A 20415-nucleotide genomic window follows, 5' to 3' on the forward strand; every position below is an offset into this window, starting at 1 on the left:
ATATTCAAAGGTAGTTTTTGAAAGTCTTCAATCCAGCTCATTGTATATGGATAAGTGTTGAATTATAAATATACAAAAAAGCCCGTTGTTTGCTTCAAAACAACGGGCCAGACCGGGGATGTAAACAATGCTTAATTTCGGGGAGGCGGCATCATGATATCGCGGTTTTGCATCATTTTGCGGCGGAAATCGACTTCCAGCAGTTTGAATTCGGCGGCAGTAACCTGTTTGCCTTTCGGTGTTTTTATTTCTTTTGTTTTTACTGTTTTTGAAAATCCGGTAGCCACCGTATGTATGCGTCCGTTGTCCACATCATATTCCAGAATCATTCCTTTTAGTTCGCCGGAAGCTTCAGGGCCGGCGCTCAGGGCAAATCCTTCGGCGTACCACGCTACAATGGGAATTGTGTCAAGCACCGAATCAAGTTTCATCTCTTCATTAATGAACTGCATTTGTTTTGTCCAGCGCACGTGTTGTGTGGTAGCTTTGCGGCAGGTATAACCGAGAATGGTTTTGGTTTCGGGGCTTAGTGTCCAGCTTTCGGGCGTGAGTGTATCATTCACGATATATACATTTTTTCCCAGTTCGCGCAGGCTGCTTTTTTTACGTTTTTCGTAATCTGTAAATACTTCAGTATTGTCGGAAGCGCCAATTACATGAACCACCAAACCATCTTCACCGCTGTCGTTGGTGTTGGTACTTTCCTGTACGTTGCGCAGCAGTGTTTGTTTGCCCGAAAAGAGCAGTTCGAGTTTTTGGGTAATTACATGTTCGCCGCCGCCGCCGGGAGGCTGGAATTGCGGCGGAGCCTGAAATTTTACCTTTACCGTACGGGTATATGAAATGGTTCCTTCGGTAATTTGTGCACACAACGCACTTCCTGCGAGCATAAACAGGGGCAGGATTTTCATAACATGGATGTTCATAGTCGTTTTTTTTTAATGCTCCAAAAATAGATTGTACGGCTACCGGGCGGGGTTAACAGACTATGATCTGTGGTTAATTAAGGTTAAGGTTGAATTCACACAGTGAAAGCTCTTTTTATCTTAGTGCCATGATGTTTGTATTGTTAAAGTCAAAAAGCAAAATGCGGCTGCTTATGCTGCTGGCTATTTTGATGATTGCCGGGTTTCAGGTGGTTTGGTTGTTTGAAAGTTATCAGCGTGAAAACCGTTTGCTGCGTAATGAACTTTCGGCCATGTTTCGTGAAACGGCGCTTGGTGATTTATTTCCTGATATGCTGAAGGCTGATTCGTTAGCCGGAAACCGGTTATATACCAACCTGGGCGATAATGCGCAAATGATGGTTTTCCTGAATAAGGATTCTCAACTTCTTTCCGACTCTCCTGTGCGCTCAATTCCTCCCGGAATCGAGCGCCGGATTCACATTGTGTCCGGCAGAGAACAGCTGATGAATAACTTTGTATCGCCCGATAAATTACTGGCCGATTTCACCAAACAACTGGAAGAAGAAGGGTATTCGTTTCAGGTGAAAATTTTACCTGCAATGCCTTTCGATAAAAAACTCAAGTCGGTTGCGGATACAATTTATACGCACACTGTGCCGGTTTGTCTTTCCGAAAATCTGAAAAATCCGATTCCCGATGGATTTTATAATGCAGCCATCACCGGCTTCAAAACGCATTTGCTGAAACGTATCTGGCCACAGTTTGCGCTTTCGTTTCTGCTCATTTTTGTAACGGTGCTTGCATTTTATGTGCTGTGGCGCAATATGAATACACAGCAACAGTTGCTTCGCCAGAAAGATCAGCTGGTGAGCAATATTACACATGAACTGAAAACACCGGTAGCCACGGTAAGTGTGGCGCTCGAAGCCATTCAGCGTTTCGACTCGGCGGCCAGTCCGGAGCGTACCCGTGAATATCTTGCTATTGCCCGGCAGCAGTTGCAGCGCCTTAACCTGCTTATTGATAAAGTGCTTCGCCTGTCTATGTTTGAAGGCGGTAAAATTGAACTTAGTTTCTCAACCGTATCGCTGAACGAGCTTGCTGAAGAAGTGGTGCAGCCATTGAAATTGCAGTTTGAGTCGGCCGGAGGCGTGCTTTTATGGGAACCGGAAAACGAGCCGCTGACTATTTATGCCGATAAGCAACATATCACCAGTTTACTCTTTAACCTGCTCGACAATGCGCTGAAATACGGAGGTACGCCACCGGAAACCGTGCTGCGGATTTATTCCGAAACTGATTTTGCCGTGATGGAAGTGAGCGATAACGGAAGCGGAATCGATGAATCGTACCGGCAGAAAATATTTGAACCCTTCTTCCGAATACCCGGCAGGGGAAGCAGCCATAACGTAAAAGGACATGGTCTGGGATTAAGTTATGTGGCCGAAATAGTCAGGCTTCATCATGGCTCCGTGGAGGTAAAAAATCATGGAAAAGGTGCTGTATTTAGTGTAAAATTACCTTTGAATAATGGCTGAAGCGGTTAAACTTTTGTATGTGGAAGACGAGCCTTTTCTGGCGCGCATTGTGAAGGAAAGCCTCGAAGGACGTGGTTACGAAGTTGTGCATACGCCCGACGGGGCAAAGGTCTTGACACTGCTCGAACAATCGCTGCCTGATGTGTGTGTGCTTGATGTGATGCTGCCTAATGTGGACGGCTTCGAAATTTCGCGCGAAATAAAAACGCGCTATCCGCAGCTGCCGGTGTTGTTTGTGACCGCCAAAACCGAAGCGGGTGATGCCATTGAAGGCCTTCGAACAGGCGCGTTCGATTACATACGCAAGCCATTTAGTATGGAAGAATTAATTGTGCGTATTGAAAATGTGCTGCGCATTACACGCGCATTGCCACAACAAACAACAGAAGTGATGCTGGGCGACTACCTGCTCAACACACACCATCAGTTGCTGACTTATAAAACGGATCAGCCGCTCAAATTATCACACCGCGAGTGTGAACTCCTGCGCCTGCTCTGGCAAAACCGTAACGGCATTGCAGATCGTCGGCTCATCCTGCGAGCACTTTGGAACGACGACAGCTATTTCAACTCACGTAATCTGGATGTGTATATTACCCGCCTGCGCAACTACCTGCGCAGCGATGCGCGCGTGGAAATTATTACCGTAAAAGGGCAGGGCTACCGGTTTGTGTTACCGGAGAATTAAAAAAGTTTTTGGAGCGCTCAATTCTTTTACTCAATTCCTGGGCGCACCATTCACTTCGCTGGTACTGCCGGCTATTAGCGCGGCAAAGCGTTGTGTGGCCAAACTGTTTTGCGGCAGTGCGGTGGATGAAATAACCTGAAGTTTTTCTCGTTGTGTAAGGTGCCAGCTCAGCGCCACAGGCTCGCGGCTGCTGTGCTCAAGCTCAAAGTCAATTACATCAAGCGGGCAGCTTAGCCACGAGGAGGCATAGTCGAGCGCGCGGTCCTGATTGTAATTCTGCACACTGAAAAGATTGCCGTAAAAACTGCTGAGCGGCCGCGCAAGGCTGGCCGAAATGGTGTTGCTGCTTTGGGCTTCTACCTCCTTGCGTTTGCTGCGGTCGCGGGTTTGAAGGATAATTACACCCGAAGTGTTGGCTTCAATCCACGCGTTGAATGTATGCAGAAACAGAATAGTATTGTCCAGCCCGAAATTATCACGCATGCCCGCATCAAATACTTCAATAACCGGATTGCTCGGCAGTTCGGTAAGTGGTGTGATGTAGGGAAATGTAGCATTCATGCGCAGCACACTGGTAAAGCGCACCTCGTTTGCACCTTGCTTTTCAAACATGCGCAAAAACTCCACGCCATCAGGCAGGCGTTGATAGCTTACGTGGCTGCCCGGCTGTTCCTGCGTAAGCCATGATACATGCTGCGAACTGATCACCAGCTTGCGTCCGTCGGCAGCAATGGTGGGCGCAAAAATCATGGTCGGAATCAATGCTTTTTGCTCCGGCTCACGGTATTCGGCCAGGCTTTTGTCGAAGAGCGAATCGGTGTTGCGTAGCAGTTGTTGCTCAAATTCAAACGAGCGGTTGCGGCTGTATGTTTGTCCGTTCACCGTAACACGCCGCAACGGCAAAAACCAGTCGTTTACCGCAATGCTCACCGACATCGGATTGAGCAGATCAGCGCCCATTGTTTTGAGGTATTGCGGATTACTGCACTGTACATCCTCATCGAGCTGCTGTCTGAGCCAGATTTCGCGCATGTAGGCAGCCCCCAGCATACCGCCCGATGAACCACAGATGAGCGCCGTGCGTTGCATCAGTTGTCCGTTGCACACACTGTCTAAATGCTGCATGGTACGCAATGTCCATAAGGCCGATCGTAATCCGCCGCCGCTGCAGTTAAACAACACCAGCTTGGGTTTATGCAGCGAATCGCCTGGTTGCCGTGCCTTCCAGTTTTCCAGCACTTGAATCATGGCCAGCGAATCACTGTGCCGGTTTGCTGCATGTTCGTCCATCGCCATCAATCTTTCCATTGAATACGGTGCAGCCTCCACGGTGTAATTCATCCCAAACGCCCGTGTGCGGTTGTCGAACACTTCAAACTGATGCAGCCAGTTAAACAACAACAGCAAAGCCACCATTACCGTATTCGACCAGCCCCTGAACCACGTGTAAAGTACGCCGGTGAACATAAGGTAAAGTGTAAACAGCAAAAAAATACATGCCCCCGATGGAATCATCATCCACTGCACATCGCGAAACAAACCCATTACGAGCAGTGTAAGCAACACCACCATTTCAAAAAGCACAGCACGGCTGTGGTTGTGCCTGAATACGCGGTTGAGCAATTCCTTGTCGTAATGCTCGTAAGGCCGGGCTCTGCGAATTCGCCAGGGCAAGGCCATGTAAGTTTCCACATGCCAGTCGCGACGTTCGCGGCCGGGTGTAATTTTTTTCCACTTCAGGGCTTTGCTTATCGGATCACGACTCAGAATTACGCGATTGATACGGGGCGATGGTTTGCCGAGTGTGGATTTGTCGTAAAGTTGTTCGAGGTGACGGTTGGTGAGAAAAAAGTAGTATGCTGCACCAGCAATAAACAGCAAATTTCCACACAAATATCCGCACACATTCATCCACAACTGAAAGCTGGAGATCGGTTCATCGGTCAGGAAATTAATGATTCGCGTAATGTACACTACCTGAAACAGCAGCGGAATCATAAAATTATTGATGCAGAATTTCAGGAACGGATGAGCAGTAGTAGCAAGAAACGGAAAGCGGTAAGAATTATGTATGTAACACGAAATCTGATAGGCCATGATAAAACCACCGCAGGCAAACCCGATAATGGCATACGATACAAAGTTTACTTCACCACGATATTCCGGATCGAGAAAGAGCAGGGGGATACCGAAATTAGCCGCAAATTTTCCGGTTACAAAGCCAAACATGATAAGCCAGAAGAGTACCGGCACAGGGTTCTTCTTTAGCTGAACAAGCAGCAGCTGAATGGGGAAGAAGTAATAAAACCGGGCCAGCCAGGGCGCCCGGTTCAGCAGTTTCCTGAATCGGCCCATAACATAGGTATAAGCCGGGGCTGCGATTCCGGCATTTATTCTATATACGCAAAACAGCCGTGCTTTGTTGTAAGCATGGCTGCGAATTACTTAGCCGATTTTTTCATTCACCACGGCCAGCACATCGGCTTCATCGGCAAGGGCTTTATCCTGTATGGCTTTGCCGCGGGCAATGAGTTCGGCGGCTGCTGTTTTGTCGCTGAGTCCGGCGGCATTAATTTTCACATTCAGGTAAGCGCCCATCACTGCCGAGCGTAAGGCGAGTGCGCCCACGCCTGCATCGGAAACCGAATTCGGGTTGCCGTTTGCAGCCATGTGATGCACCAGTTCAAATCCGGCTGCCGCCACCTCCATTACACGCAGCGGAACCTGAGTAGCATACAGTGTGGCGGCCTGAATGGCGGCTGTGCGCGCTGCTTTCTCCTCGTCGGTGCCTTTGGGTAAACCAAATGCATCCATAATCCGATTGAATGCGCGCGTATCTTCATCTACCAGTTTAATAAGCTCCTTCTGCAGCTCCTGTCCTTTCTCAGCCACATTGGAAAACTCTTCCCAGCGGTCGTCCCAGCCGCGTTTGTGCGACGAGAGGTTGGCCACCATTGTGCCCAGTGCCACGCCCAGCGCGCCCATGTAGGCCGAAATGGAACCACCGCCCGGCGCAGGACTTTCACTGGCTGTTTCATCGGCAAATGCATCGAGGCGCATGCTCACTAATTTGCTGTCGGCCGCATCGCGCAGCAAATATTCAATAATGCGCTCCTCCGGCTTAAACGGCCCGAGCTCATCAAGCCCCAGCGATTTCACCGCAATTTTTATCAGCTCCGCTTCCGACACACCGGTTGAACGTTGCTGCTTGCGCAGGAAATAACGCCCCGCATCAAGCAGCGCCTGAAGCGGAATTAGTCCCACCAGTTCTGAACCCGTTACACGCAGCCCGCGCGCCTCCGCACGGCGGCATACTTCGTCAAATGCAATGTGCACCGGCGTAACCGAAATATTGGTCAGGTTCATCGAAATCTGCGCTACGCCGTATTCCTCAATATACCAGCCAATAGCTTTTACCGATTTCAGTGAGCCGGGAATCACTATCGGATTACCATCGGTATCTTTCACCACATTGCCTTTTGCGTCTTTCTGCGTACGTCCTGCCTCGCGCACGTCAAACGCAATGGCATTGGCGCGGCGCGTAGAAGTAGTATTGAGGTTGATGTTGTAAGCCACCAGAAAATCGCGCGCGCCGATTACGGTTGCGCCGCGTCTGGCATCAAATTCTCCCGGACCGAAATCGGGTTTCCATTCGGGCAGTTTTATCTTTTTGAAAAAGCCTTCGTATTCGCCGGCACGGATTACCGAGAGATTACTGCGGTTTTTATTGGCCTGCGCAGCTTCGTAGAGATACACCGGAATGCCGAGTTCATTGCCCACACGTTCGCCAAGCGTTTGTGCCCAGCGTGCGGTTTCTTCCATCGAAATACCTGAAACCGGAATCAGCGGACATACATCGGTAGCACCCATGCGCGGGTGTTCGCCTTTGTGTTTGCTCATGTCAATCAGTTCGCCCGCTTTGCGTATGGCCTGAAATGCGGCCTCGGTAACGGCTGCCGGTTCACCCACAAACGTTACTACCGTGCGGTTGGTGGCTTTGCCCGGATCTACATTGAGAAGTTTAACGCCTTCTACGGCCTCAATACAGTCGGTAATTTGTTTGATGATATTCAGATCGCGGCCTTCGCTGAAATTGGGCACACATTCGATGAGCTGTTTCATAGTTGCGAAACTACCAAAAAAATACAGAGCTACTTACGCTTATCCGGCTTACTTTTGCACGCATGAAACGGCAAATTTGGTTTTGGTTACTTTCGCTTTTACCCGGAATTATTTTCGCACAGTCGCCCCGTCAATACGATGAGCAGTTTCACGCCTGGTATGTCATCATGGGCAATCACCGCCTCACTTCAAAATGGGGCTTGCATACCGAGGTGCAACTTCGGCGTGCAGGTATCATCACTCCTGCACAGCAGCATCTTTTCCGTGCGGGTGTCGATTATCGTTTGCACAATAATCTCATACTCACTGCCGGTTACTGCTATGTGTACACGGATAGTTATGGTAAACAACCCGCTCCGCTTCCGTTCAACGAACATCGTGGCTGGCAGCAGGTGTTGCTTACACACGCCATAGGCCGTGCACGTGTTCAGCACCGCTACCGGTTAGAAAACCGCTGGCTCGAGCGTTATAATTCAACGTCTCAGCGGAATGAAGTGGTATATGTAAATCGTTTCCGTTACCGCTTGCAGCTCACGTTACCCATAAATAAACCCGATATGGTGCCCGGTGCGTTTTTTGCAACGGTAAACGATGAGTTGTGGGTGAATTTCGGTAAACAGATTCGTTACAATGTATTCGATCAGAACCGGGCTTATGCAGGTTTCGGCTATCAGCTCAATCCATCATGCAATGTACAGCTGGGTTATCTCAACCAGTTAATTTTTAAAAGCGACGGTGTGAGGGTGGAAAATAATCACACCCTGCAAGTGGCATTTTTCTGTAATCTCGATTTCAGAAAGAAGGATGAAGCACAGCCTTGATAAAATCGGTAATTAAATAAGTAATCAGCTTACCGGTTTTATTGTCCATTTTACGATGTGCCAGCACCGGAGCAGCTTCGGCCAGATGAAGGTAAAGCGGCATGGTGTTTTTTGCACAGCGGTACACAAACAAACGTGCGTCGTTTGCGCTGATACCGCTCGGGGTACGTGCACTGCTGGGCATGTTTTCCACACTGTCTAAATCCACTTCAATGCCGGTGTATGTTTTTCCGGTAAATGTGCAGGCCTGATTTACGGCTTCGGAAAAACTTATTTTCTGGCGAATAAAGATATTCTCGAAAAGTGTGTAGTGGAAATGCTGCGGGTAATGATGCATTTCATGCCGTATGGCCTGTGCGTTGTAGTTTTCGTGCAGGCCGGTAATGCTGTACCGGCTCAGATAGCCTTCCTGCCACGCATAGCGGAAGCCGTTGCCGCTGTGCCGTCCTTCAGGTGCGCGAAAATCGCTGTGCGCATCGCAGTTAAGTATGCTCAGCTGGAATGCCGGCTGATGCGCACGCAAGGCTTCCACCGTGCCGCGTATATTGCCATAGGCATTGTTGTGGCCGCCGCCAATTACAATGGGAATTTTGCCGGCCGAAACAACGGTGCGTATCACTTCAGTAACACGCGCATCAAGCTGCGAAGTAAGTTCACGCGCAATGCTCACTCCGTCGTTGCTGCTGAAGTCAAGCTGATCGGCCTGTCTCATCAGGTCATCAACCACTACATTACCGGCTACCAGCATTTCGGCGCCGGTAAGCAAGTCGGTGCTTTGCACGTTGAGCAATGCAGCAAGTGCAGGCTCCCAGGCACTCCACGCGCCGCCGCGGCCATAATTTGCGCGTATGCCAATGTCTTCAGGAATGCCCACCAGCACAAAGCGGGCATTGCTGTTTTGCAGATAAGCCACAGGCTGCATACCGGGCGGGAAAGTCTGCACGCGTTCGCCAAGTTTTACTTCACCGCTGCGGCGGCGCGTGCGCGTGGCAATATCGGCGGCGGTGAGGAGGTTGAGGTGGTTCATTGTGTAGTGAGTGATTTCAGCTTTTCAATGAAGTAGCCTGCGCTTTTGCAGTTTGTATGTGAAGCCGCTCGTTCAACAGAAAAGCCCGATTGAAGCATTAAGCGTGTTAGTATAATCTTGTCACTAACACCTCGCCCGCTTTGAGAAAGCCTGAGCTTCTTAATTTCATCAATCGGCCTGATAAATGCTTCAGGATATTCGCATTCGAATGTCGTACTATTCAAAAACTTTCGCATCGCAACTGTATCTGCCAGAAACCATGCTTCAAGTTGTGAAACAGATACAATTACCAATTCATCTTTTCCGGGTAATATCCGATTCTTAACCGTGGTGATGCAAGGTTCATGATCTTTATCGGTAAGTATAATAATGATAGAAGCACCCTTATCCTTTAGAATATTAACTGCTTCTGCCCGACGATGCGGCAATTGATTACAGTTACCAGTTGCATCAATAACTGATGTAACAAAGTGAAGCTGGTTTTTTTTGAGAAAATCTCGGAATGATTCGGATTCTAAAATCAACCGCTCACTGGCTCCTTCGGCAATAAATCCGACCACTACCACGGAATACCTCCTCCGAGTGTATTGGTAAGTAATGCCTCATCCATGTGCATGCCATGCAAATTCAAGCCTTTAATTTGGCGCACAGAAGTAACCCCGTTTTTCTTATCTACGAGAATAACTTCTTCTGTGGTAAGACTTCTGATTAATGACTGAGAATGTGTATTAAGCCAGATCGTATGACCGTATTCTGTACAGGCAAACCTGAAGAAATCCACAAGTTTATTTACAACTTTCGGATTTAGTCCATTTTCAGGTTCTTCAATACATAAAAACTGCGGCGAGTAACTTTGATAAACAGCCGTTAATAATGTAATTATATTATAAGTGCCATCAGAAATCAGATTGCGGGTAAATGGTTTACTTGTACCAGTTTCGTAAACTAATAAAGAATCCTTGCCACTTAATTCTGAAGAGTGGATTTCAATATTCTCAAAACCAGGGATGAACAAGGAAAGCCACTCAAGAATTTCTTGCTTTTTATTTGTATCCCGCAAAAGGCGTTTTAATACTTGCTCAAGATTATTGCAGGATGTATTTAAACGAAGCCCGTCATGAATGTTAAAGCGATCTTTACCACCAATGAAAATCCGGCTGCCGTTATCAATGTATTTTTCCTGGAGGAAATAAGTCCGGTCCTCATTTCCTTCTTTAACACCAGAAAAATTATTTCGCTTCCATTGATTATTTTTAATTGTCATTTTGGGCATATAGCCATAGCCAAGATCAAGCATTACATCTGTGCTCGAAAAATATCCTCGTTCTAGATTTCGGGGAAAAATATCATCAATATTGCCAAAGGTTCTGATAATATCACTGCCACTATTCCTTTCATGAAGAATAAGAAACTCTACAGCTTCGAAAATAGAGGACTTACCTGATGCGTTTGCACCAATAAATACGCTGAAATCATTCGGATCTGTAATAGATAGTTGCCGAATTGATTTAAAATTATCAATATATAATCCTCTTACTTCCACCCCACAAATATACAACCCCCTCCCCCCCTTTTTTACCTCCCCCCCAACTTTTTCCCAAAATTCCACACCTCCTTCACCAGATTACTGCCAAATGCATAGGGCAGATAATTAACCGATGGCATGGGTGAGGTGATGAAGAAACTGGCGGCCTTACCGGGCGTAATGCTGCCGTGTGTGGCGCTGAGATCCATAGCCGCGGCAGCATTGAGTGTGGCGGCATTGATGGCCTCATTGGGCGTCATGCGGTGTGTGATGCAGAGCATGCTTACCATCTGACTCATGTTTCCGGTGGGCGAACTGCCGGGATTATAATCAGTAGCTACGGCCACGGGCAGGCCGGCATCAATCATTTGCCGGGCAGGCGGCCAGGGCAGGCCCAGAAAAAATGCTGCGCCGGGCAGCAGCGTGGGCATGGTGTTGCTTTGCAGCAGTGCCGCAATTTCTTCTTCGCCCACATATTCAAGATGGTCCACACTTACTGCGCCTACTTTTACACCCGCCTGCACACCGCCCGATGCGCTGAGCTGGTTGGCATGCACTTTGGGCTTGAGACCATACTTCAGGCCGGTTTCAAGAATGTGAATTGTTTCTTCGGGCGTAAAATAGTTGCGTTCGCAGAATACATCACAGTAATCGGCCAGCTTTTCGGCAGCCACGGCAGGAATGAGTTCGTCGGTAATAAGGCGGATGTAACCCTGCTTATCATTTTTGTAGGCAGCCGGCACAGCATGTGCGCCCAGCAATGTAGCCTTAACACTTATGTCCACTGCACTGCGCAGGCGATTGATCACACGCAGCATTTTCAGCTCGCTTTCGAGGCTTAGTCCGTAGCCACTTTTTATTTCAATGGCGCCCGTACCCAGTTTCATCACCTCGGTAAGCCGCTGCATGGCTGCCTCAAAAAGCTCATCTTCTGAAGCGTGTGCCAGTTTAGCTGCCGAGTTCAGAATTCCGCCGCCGCGTGCAGCAATATCTTCATAGCTCAGTCCGCGGATACGATCCACAAACTCACCCTCGCGGCTGCCTGCATAAACAATATGCGTATGCGAATCGCACCACGCCGGGAACAGGTAACCTTCTTCTGCATCCAGCACCTCAAGCCCGCTCCAGTCGCTTATCCCCGGCCAGTTCTCCATCGTTCCGAAATCGGCAATTACCCCGTCTTCCACCGCCAGCCACGCATCATGCAGCACGGTAAGCTCATCCATCTCCTTGCCCTTTACACGTTCGGGAGCAGTTTCGCGGACATTCACCAGGCCGCCAATGTTTTTTATCAGCAGTTTTTGCATGCTGCAAAGTTGTCAAAAAAAATCAGGCAACCTAAATAGGGGTAATGCGTCAGTTTACTGTCTCCCAAATGAAATAGTATGTCCGGCACTATGCCGGTTAACCACTTACGTGTTGAAATTGCCCGTTTATCAAAGAATCAACTTTCTTCTTGATTTGTGCTGCAAAACACAACACATTTGCCTCCGGCTATGAAAAAGAAAATTGTTTTACCTCTATTCCTGTGGCTTTTTGTACTTCCCGCATTAGCCCAGCAAGCTAAATTCACAATCAGCGGCACCGTGCGCGAAGCCGGAAGTCAAGAAAAACTTCCGGGCGTTACTGTTGCCAACCTCAAAACCCGTGAGGGGACAGCTACCAACAACTTCGGCTTTTACTCAATTACCCTGCAGCCTGATACGGTGGAACTGATTTTCAGTTATGTGGGTTATACCCCTGTAAAAAAGAAATTTGTACTGAAAGCCGATACCGTGGTTAATATTGACCTTGGTGTGGTTGAATTGAAAACTGTCGAAATTTCGGCCGAGCAGCAGGAAAGCATCAGCGACAATACGCAAATGAGCCAGGTGTCGATTCCGGTAGAACAAATCAAGCAGATTCCGGCGCTACTTGGCGAGAAAGATGTGCTCAAGGTCATTCAGCTTATGCCGGGCGTACAAAAAGGGCAGGAGGGAAGTAGCGGCTTTTATGTGCGCGGCGGCGGCCCCGATCAGAACCTGATCATTCTTGACGATGCTACAGTATATAATGCATTTCACCTCTTTGGCTTTTTCTCGCTGTTTAACGGCGACGCACTGAAAAGTGTGGAACTTACCAAAGGTGGTTTTCCTGCACGCTACGGAGGCCGCCTTTCCAGTGTGCTTGAGATGCAAATGAAAGACGGCGACCGCCAGCATTTTCACGGCGAGGCCGGTATCGGACTTATTTCATCGCGCCTCATGCTTGAAGGGCCTATTCTTAAAGGAAAATCCTCGTTTATCGTGTCGGGCCGGCGCACGTATATTGATGTGCTTTCTATTCCGTTTCAGAAGGCTGCCAACCCGGAAGGCGGTCTTGCCGGCTATTTTTTCTATGATTTAAATGCGAAGGCTAATTATGAAATCAATGCAAAAAATACGCTCTATCTAAGTGGCTATTTCGGACGTGATAAGTTTTATGCACGATTCAACAACAGTGGCTCAGACCGTAGTTCAAGGGCTTCACTTTCATGGGGTAACGCTACCGGCACACTACGCTGGAACCATATCTGGAACTCACGCCTGTTTTCAAACTCCTCGCTCATTTTTACAAACTATCAGTTAGGAATCGGCCTTCGTGAAAACTTCAGTGGCGGCGATTTCTTTGAACTGAATTACAATTCCGGTATCCGCGACTACAGTTTTAAGCACGACTTTGAATTTGTGCCCAGTCCGCGTCACTACATCCGTTTTGGTTTAATGACTACCTATCATCAGTTCAGGCCCAGTGCGTATGTTGTGGATGATAGTTTCTCAGGCGGATCAGAACAGAAGGCGCAGCTTATTGAAGCGTGGGAATCGGGTATCTATGCGGAGGACGACTGGACACTTACTTCGCGGCTTAAAGTAAATATGGGTGTGCGTTTGTCTTATTTCACCACACAGAAGAAAAATTACTGGCGCCCCGAACCCCGTATTGCCGCCCGGTACATTCTGCGCGAAAATCTCTCGCTGAAAGCAAGCTGGGCCATAATGAACCAGTATCTCCATCTGCTTTCAAACACAGGCGTTGGCCTGCCTACCGATTTATGGGTACCGGCTACCAAACGTGTGAGCCCGCAGCGTTCGTGGCAGGCCGCAGCAGGTATTGCGCATGATATTCCCAAACATAAACTCATGGTATCGCTCGAAGGTTATTACAAACGTTCGTTTGATATTATCGGTTATAAAGAAGGTGCCAGCTTCCTTGCGGTGGGCGATCTCGGCGGAAACGGTGAGCCTGTGAGCTGGGAAGATAATGTAACCGCCGGGCAGGCTTGGAGCTACGGCCTGGAGTTTCTTGTACAACGCAAGTTCGGCAAGTTTACGGGCTGGATTGGTTATACACTTTCGTGGACACAGCTGCAGTTTGATTCGCTCAACTTTGGCAAAAAGTTCTATGCCCGTTATGATCGCCGCCATGATATTTCGCTGGTGGGCATTTATAAACTGAATGATAACATTACCTTATCGGCCACCTGGGTGTATGGCACAGGCAACGCCATTACGCTGCCGCAGGCTGAATATACATTACCCGCTCATTCGCCCGGCGCGCCCGGGGGCGGAAACTGGTTTGTAACCGACTTCGGCGAAAAGAACTCATTCCGCATGGCTGCCTATCATCGTCTCGATATTGGTGTGCAGTTTCACAAAAAACTCAAACGCAGCGAACGCACCTTTGAACTGAGTGCATATAATGTGTACAGCCGTCAGAATCCCTTCTTTTATTACGTAGGAAATGATAGCCAGGGCAACCGTCGCTTGCGTCAGGTATCACTCTTCCCGATTATTCCTTCTGTATCCTGGACCTGGAAATTCTAACTCGTATGAAACAGTTTTTTTCAATCATTCTGAGCATTGCCGCTGTGTTCAGCCTCACCCTTACATCCTGTGAACGTAATGCTGATGTAGATCTTCCGGATGTGGATTCGAAACTTGCACTCTCCTGTTTTATTTCGCCACAGGATACCGTTATTCGTGCCTATGTAACACGCAGCATACCCGTTTTCGAACTCGGTTCTGCAAATACACAACATCAGGCGGTAAACAATGCCACTGTTATGCTTTATGATGCCAGCGGAAGTGTGCAGCTTACATTTAATCCCTTGCTGGAACAGTATGAAATTCCGGCCGCTTCGTTTCCCATTGTGGCCGGGCAAACCTACCGCATTACCGTGGCGCTGTCCGGCTATCCCACACTTGAAGCATCCACACGTGTGCCCCTTTCGGTTCCGGCCGATTTTTCAGCTACGGCTGATTTAATTATCGACTCAACCTCATTTCCGGGATTTCCACTCATCGAAGCCGATATCGATCATCAGTTTACCGATCCTGCCGGCGATAATAATTATTACCTCATTAACGCTGTGCTGAATTTGAACGATACGCTTAACGGCATTGTGCGCAATTATGAACTGGCCCGGTCAATTGTGTCTGATCACAATGCCGACGGGGAAGTAATAAGAGGAAGTTTACGCACCGGAATCAACGCACAGGGAAGTCTGAATAGCCTTACAATCTGGCTCACCAGCGGAACGTATGATTACTACGAATTTCATCGCACCATTCTCAATGGAAACAACGGCGGAGATCCGTTTTCAGAGCCAACATTGGTTTATTCCAATGTAACCAATGGCTTCGGTATTTTTGCCGGATGTAATTCAACCAATGTGGTGATTCCGCTGTAGTTTTAATTTTTAAAATATATCTAAACAAGGCTGTCTCTGCATTTTGAGACAGCCTTGTTTTATTTTGATTAAAAACGGCATTAATAAAATTTTATGCGGGCAACTAATTTTAGGTTTGCATGTCTGTAAGTTAACTGAATGAAAGTTCCGGTATAACCGGAGCGAATTAAATTACATACAAAACCCTTAATCCGACCGTATGAAAAAGCTCATTTGTCTTCTTGCTCTTTTACCCGCTGTTTTATTTTTACATGCACAGGATACCACTAAAATTGCCGGCGGCAAAGCAGGGCGCTTGCTATGGATAAGTACCGTATCGCCCGATTCGCTCAATAATCCGGGGCGGAATGAAATTTCCCTCAACATCATCCCGCTTGCTCATATAATTATGGGCGGTTATGGTTACGGATATCGCTTAAGCACCATGTACAAGCGCGTAGATTCTGATTACCGCGGTGCGTGGCGTTTTGGAGTGGGTGCTTACAGTACAGAACTTGGTTTTTGGAGCGATGATTATGATCATTATTATCTGACAAGTGATTCTACGCGCACTGTAAACCGGTTCTCAATTAACAACAGCCCGTCTGTACGCGGAAATATCGGGTATGAGTGGCGGGGCAAAGGACGCCGCAGATTGCAGACTTGGATTGGTGCCGATTTGATTGCCGGCGGATTTTTTGAGCGGTATATACTTTCTGATTATTATCAGGTGAAAGATAGTTTGGGTAACTGGAGGCAGGATTTTGTAAGTGGTTTCCGGGATTTTGAAATGTATGAAGCAAAGCGTTCGTTCTTTTTTCAAACAGGTGTTTCGGTGAATGCGGGTTTGCGTTATGCACTTAACCGCTGGTTTGTGATTAATTTTCAAACCGGTGCCGATGCGTATGCCTATTTTGGAACAGCCTACACACAGGAATCGCGCACTGCACTGAAGGCGGTATCCAAAACAGCATTTGGCTTTCACACACCCGGTATTTTGAACGAAGTTTCGGTGGTGTTCAGGTTTTAAGAGGTTAAGCTGTTTTTGACGGCCCTAAACATGTATTTTTGCGGCTATGGCAGGAAATACCTTTGGCACGCTGCTCCGGCTTACCACTTACGGCGAATCGCACGGCCCGGCTGTGGGGGGCATTCTCGATGGTTTGCCGGCAGGGGTGGATATTGATACAGAATTTCTTCAGCAGGAAATGGACCGCCGCCGTCCGGGGCAGTCGCGCATTGTTACGCAGCGCCGCGAGGCCGATCAGCTCGAAATCCTTTCGGGTGTGTTTGAAGGCAAAAGTACCGGCGCCCCGATTGGCTTTATGGTGCGCAGCGAAGACAGCCGCTCACGCGATTATGATGCGTTGAAAGAAGTATATCGCCCTTCTCATGCCGATTATACCTGGGAAGCCAAATACGGCCTGCGTGATCACCGCGGCGGAGGACGCTCATCGGCACGCGAAACGGTGGCCCGCGTGGCGGCCGGTGCATTAACAAAACTCTTCCTGCGCCGACAGCAGATTCACGTGCAGGCATACGTATCGCAGGTAGGCGCCATTGCCCTGCAGCAACCCTGGCACGAGCTCGACCTCAGCCAGACCGAATCAAACATCGTGCGCTGCCCCGATGCCGATACTGCCGAACAAATGATCCGCCTCATCGAAAGCATCCGCAAACAGGGTGATACCATCGGCGGCATCATCACCTGCGTAATCACAGGCGTTCCTCCCGGCATCGGCGAACCGGTTTTCGATAAACTTCATGCCGACCTAGGCAAAGCCATGCTCAGCATAAACGCCGTAAAAGGTGTTGAATTCGGCTCCGGCTTTGCATCAGTGGCGCTCACAGGCTCGCAGCACAACGATGCTTTTCTGCCCGGAAGCAATAACCGCAAAGTTGTTACGGCCACAAACCGGTCAGGCGGCATTCAGGGCGGCATCAGCAACGGCGAGGCCATTTATTTCCGCACCGCCTTTAAACCCGTGGCCACCATCATGCAAAAACAACGCACCGTAAACACCGCCGGCAAAGCGGTAGAAGTAATGGGACGTGGCCGCCACGATCCTTGTGTGGTGCCCCGCGCCGTTCCCATTGTGGAAGCAATGGCTGCCCTGGTTGTGGCCGATCATTTACTCCGGCAGCGCGCGTCGCACTAAGCACGGCGTATTGAATTTAATCCGTCAATAGAGTTATCTTTGTTCCACAACTATCAAGCAATGTCTTCATCATCTGCCAAATCTAAAAAGAGCCTTTTCGGCCGCATTCTTAAATGGTCGGGAATTACGCTCGTGCTTTTACTTATTGTGGCAATTGCCCTGCCTTTTTTGTTTAAAGACAAAATCATTGAAATCGCCAAAAGCGAAATCAATAAGAATGTCAATGCAAAAGTATCGTTTGGCGAATTCGATCTTTCATTGCTGAGCAGCTTCCCTGATTTTCGTTTTTCGATAAACGATGTAAAGGTGGTGGGCATCAAAGAATTTGAGAAAGATACGCTTGCCAATATTCCTGCGCTCAAGTTTGACCTTGATCTGATGAGCGTAATCAGCGGCGATAAATACAAAATCAATTCCATCTCGCTCGATAAACCGCGCATTCAGGTAAAAGTGCTGAAAGACGGCAAAGCGAATTACGACATTGCCAAACCCTCAACAGATACCGCTACCGCTGCTGCGCCGTCTGAACCCACCAAATTCAGCCTCGCACTGAAAGAGCTGGAAATTAACAACGCCTATATTGTGTACGACGATGCATCGCTTGGTGTGCTTACTGTGATGGATAACATGACGCACACGCTTTCCGGCGATTTTACCCAGGATGTGTTTCTGATGAAGACCATGACCGAGATGGAACGCTTTACCGTTGCTTACGAAGGCGTATCGTACCTGAGTAAAGTAAACACCAGACTCAAGGCTGATCTCGACATGGATATGCCGAACATGAAATTTACCTTCAAGGAAAACGAAATAAACCTCAACGAACTTGGTTTCGGTATCGACGGTTTTTTTGCCATGCCCGGCGAGGATTACAACATGGACCTGAAGTTTAAGGCCAAACAGTCGGAGTTCAAGAGTTTCCTCTCGCTTATTCCCGGTGCTTACACGAAAGATTTTGCGCAGGTAAAAACGGCTGGTAAACTTATGTTCGACGGTTTCCTGAAAGGACTTTACAGCGAGAAGCAGAACAAAATGCCGGGTTACGGTGTGCGTTTGAATATTGCCGATGCCATGTTCCAGTATCCCGGAGTGCCCAAATCAGTGAACAATATTCAGGTGGATGTGAATGTGGATGATGCCAGTGGTATTCCGGACCAGACTAAAATTGATGTAAATAAATTTCATGTGGATTTTGGCGGCAATCCGATTGATGCCATGCTGCATGTAACCACGCCTGTATCTGATGCAAATCTGAATGGCTGGGTGAAAGGAAAACTCAACCTCGCTTCGGTGCGTGATGTAATTCCGCTCGAAAAAGGCGACGAACTGAACGGCAATATTGCCGCCGATGTGAAAATGAGCGGACGCATGTCGGCCATTGAGCAGGAAAAGTATGAGCAGTTTAATGCTACCGGCACGGTTGATGTAACCGGTATGCGCTACAAAACCGGATCGCTGGCCTACGACATGAACATTGATGCAATGAACATGAAGTTTTCGCCGCAGTTTGTGGAGCTTACCCGTTTTGATGGCAAAATAGGCAAGAGCGATATGCACGCCGACGGACGCATCGACAATTTCATGAAATACCTCTTCAAGGATTCGATGCTGCACGGAGTGCTTAATTTCCGTTCGGCCAACATGGATCTTAACGAGTTTGCCGGTGAAGAAGAAACCGCCGCACAGCCAGCAGCCACCGAAGAATCGTCGGACATGAGCATCATAGAAGTGCCTTCAAATCTCGATTTTACGCTCAATTCAACCATCACCAAACTGAAGTACGATGATATTCAGATGGATAATGTAGCCGGTATGGTACGTATCCATCAGAGTATGGTTGATTTGCAGAATCTTAAAATGCAGCTCATGGGCGGAAGCATGGTGATGGGCGGCAGTTACAGTACAGTAAACCCAACGGTGCCCAAAGTAAATTTCAAGCTTGATGTAACGGATTTTGATATTCAGCAAACCGTTAAAACATTTAACACGGTTGAGAAACTAACGCCCATTGCCAAACAAACCAAAGGCCGCGTTTCAACCCAGCTCAGTTTCACCAGCGACCTCGATTCGAAGATGATGCCCATTGATAAAACTATTAACGGTTCGGGCACACTCCGTACTAAACAGGTAGAGATTGAGTCGTTTGAGCCACTAAAGAAACTCGATGAGGCGCTCAAAATGAATAAATTCAAAAAGGTAACGCTGAACGACCTCAATCTGGTAAATTATAAAATTGAAAACGGCCGCGTTTCGGTAGAACCGTTTGATTTTAAAGCAGGCAAAGCCAACGGTAAAGTGGGTGGTTCAACAGGTCTCGATCAGACAATTAATTATGTGATGGATATTTCCATACCGCGTGCGGAGTTTGGTCCGGCCAATTCGGCGCTCAACGGTCTGGTATCGCAAGCTACCTCAAAAGGCATTCCGGTAAAACTGGGCGATATGGTCAATGTGAAAGCCTTGTTCGGAGGCACGGTAGCACAGCCTACCGTGAAAACCAGTCTCAAGGAAGCCGCCGGCGACATGATGGAAAACATCAAGGATGCGGCTATTGATCTCGCCAAACAAAAGGCCGATAGCCTGAAAAATGTGGGCATGGACAAAGCCCGCGCCGAAGCCGATAAAATTATTGCCGATGCACAGGTAAAAGCAGATGCCCTCAAATCACAGCTTTATACCGCCGCCGACAATGCCAAAAAACAGGCTTATGCCGAGGCCGATAAAGTAGAAAAGAGCTATAAAAATCCCCTTGAAAAAGCAGCCAAGAAACTTGCCGCCGACAAAATGCGCGAACAGGCTGATATTGCCAACCAGAAAGCCAAAAAAGAGGCCGACGACAAGGCAAAAGCCATTATGGACGAGGCCCGAAAACAGGCCGATGCCAAACTGGGTAAATAATTAATCCGAACAGCCCCTGTAGAAAATCTGCGGGGGCTGTAC

15 protein-coding genes are annotated in these 20415 nt (G+C 48.2%); 8 read left to right on the forward strand and 7 right to left on the reverse strand.

Going from position 1 to position 20415, the window contains the following annotated elements; translation table 11 throughout:
* Positions 1–131: 131 nt before the first annotated feature.
* Positions 132–911, reverse strand: a complete 780-nt coding sequence (locus IM638_11100) for a GLPGLI family protein (GenBank protein MCA6363576.1) — start codon at positions 909–911, stop codon at positions 132–134.
* 143 nt (positions 912–1054) lie between these two features.
* On the opposite strand from IM638_11100, the gene IM638_11105 reads away from it, so the two are divergent.
* Positions 1055–2446 carry a HAMP domain-containing histidine kinase gene (locus tag IM638_11105; GenBank protein MCA6363577.1) on the forward strand — a complete coding sequence of 464 codons (1392 nt, stop codon included), beginning with the start codon at positions 1055–1057 and terminating at the stop codon, positions 2444–2446.
* Positions 2439–3134 carry a response regulator transcription factor gene (locus tag IM638_11110; GenBank protein ID MCA6363578.1) on the forward strand — a complete coding sequence of 232 codons (696 nt, stop codon included), beginning with the start codon at positions 2439–2441 and terminating at the stop codon, positions 3132–3134. The genes IM638_11105 and IM638_11110 overlap by 8 nt, the downstream gene beginning before the upstream one ends.
* Before the next feature lie 30 nt (positions 3135–3164).
* On the opposite strand, the gene IM638_11115 is transcribed toward IM638_11110, so the two are convergent.
* Positions 3165–5489, reverse strand: coding sequence for a hypothetical protein (locus tag IM638_11115; GenBank protein ID MCA6363579.1), 2325 nt, complete (start codon positions 5487–5489; stop codon positions 3165–3167).
* Positions 5490–5579: 90 nt separating this feature from the next.
* Positions 5580–7256, reverse strand: coding sequence for a glutamate formimidoyltransferase (ftcD, locus tag IM638_11120; protein MCA6363580.1), 1677 nt, complete (start codon positions 7254–7256; stop codon positions 5580–5582).
* A gap of 62 nt (positions 7257–7318) precedes the next feature.
* Here ftcD and IM638_11125 point away from each other — a divergent pair, with 62 nt between their 5' ends.
* On the forward strand, positions 7319–8077 hold the full coding sequence (locus IM638_11125) for a DUF2490 domain-containing protein (GenBank protein MCA6363581.1): 759 nt from the start codon (positions 7319–7321) through the stop codon (positions 8075–8077).
* On the opposite strand, the gene IM638_11130 is transcribed toward IM638_11125, so the two are convergent.
* From IM638_11130 to IM638_11145, 4 genes are read right to left on the reverse strand one after another with little or no spacing between them, the layout of a single operon-like run.
* Entirely contained in the window at positions 8049–9104 is a 1056-nt protein-coding gene (locus tag IM638_11130) for a formimidoylglutamase (protein MCA6363582.1), read from the reverse strand. The two genes, IM638_11125 and IM638_11130, sit on opposite strands and share 29 nt — an antisense overlap.
* Positions 9101–9664, reverse strand: coding sequence for a hypothetical protein (locus IM638_11135; GenBank protein MCA6363583.1), 564 nt, complete (start codon positions 9662–9664; stop codon positions 9101–9103). Before IM638_11135 ends, IM638_11130 begins: the two co-directional genes overlap by 4 nt.
* Complete coding sequence (locus IM638_11140) at positions 9664–10647, reverse strand: AAA family ATPase (GenBank protein ID MCA6363584.1); 984 nt, start codon at positions 10645–10647, stop codon at positions 9664–9666. The genes IM638_11135 and IM638_11140 overlap by 1 nt, the downstream gene beginning before the upstream one ends.
* Positions 10648–10679: 32 nt before the next feature.
* On the reverse strand, positions 10680–11936 hold the full coding sequence (locus IM638_11145) for an imidazolonepropionase (GenBank protein ID MCA6363585.1): 1257 nt from the start codon (positions 11934–11936) through the stop codon (positions 10680–10682).
* A gap of 189 nt (positions 11937–12125) precedes the next feature.
* Between IM638_11145 and IM638_11150 the strand changes: the two genes are divergently transcribed.
* The 5 genes from IM638_11150 (at position 12126) to IM638_11170 (ending at position 20373) form a co-directional block, all read left to right on the forward strand.
* The gene (locus IM638_11150) at positions 12126–14471 is read left to right on the forward strand and encodes a TonB-dependent receptor (GenBank protein ID MCA6363586.1); all 2346 of its coding nucleotides are present in this window, start codon (positions 12126–12128) and stop codon (positions 14469–14471) included.
* Between the two features lie 5 nt (positions 14472–14476).
* Positions 14477–15337, forward strand: a complete 861-nt coding sequence (locus IM638_11155; GenBank protein MCA6363587.1) for a DUF4249 domain-containing protein — start codon at positions 14477–14479, stop codon at positions 15335–15337.
* A gap of 199 nt (positions 15338–15536) precedes the next feature.
* Entirely contained in the window at positions 15537–16346 is an 810-nt protein-coding gene (locus IM638_11160; protein ID MCA6363588.1) for a hypothetical protein, read from the forward strand.
* A gap of 46 nt (positions 16347–16392) precedes the next feature.
* On the forward strand, positions 16393–17475 hold the full coding sequence (gene aroC / locus IM638_11165; GenBank protein ID MCA6363589.1) for a chorismate synthase: 1083 nt from the start codon (positions 16393–16395) through the stop codon (positions 17473–17475).
* A 60-nt stretch (positions 17476–17535) separates the two neighbouring features.
* Positions 17536–20373, forward strand: coding sequence for an AsmA family protein (locus tag IM638_11170; GenBank protein MCA6363590.1), 2838 nt, complete (start codon positions 17536–17538; stop codon positions 20371–20373).
* The last annotated feature ends 42 nt before the right edge of the window (positions 20374–20415 follow it).

It is taken from the genome of Bacteroidota bacterium, from assembly GCA_020402865.1.
In the GTDB taxonomy this organism is placed as follows: domain Bacteria; phylum Bacteroidota; class Bacteroidia; order Palsa-965; family Palsa-965.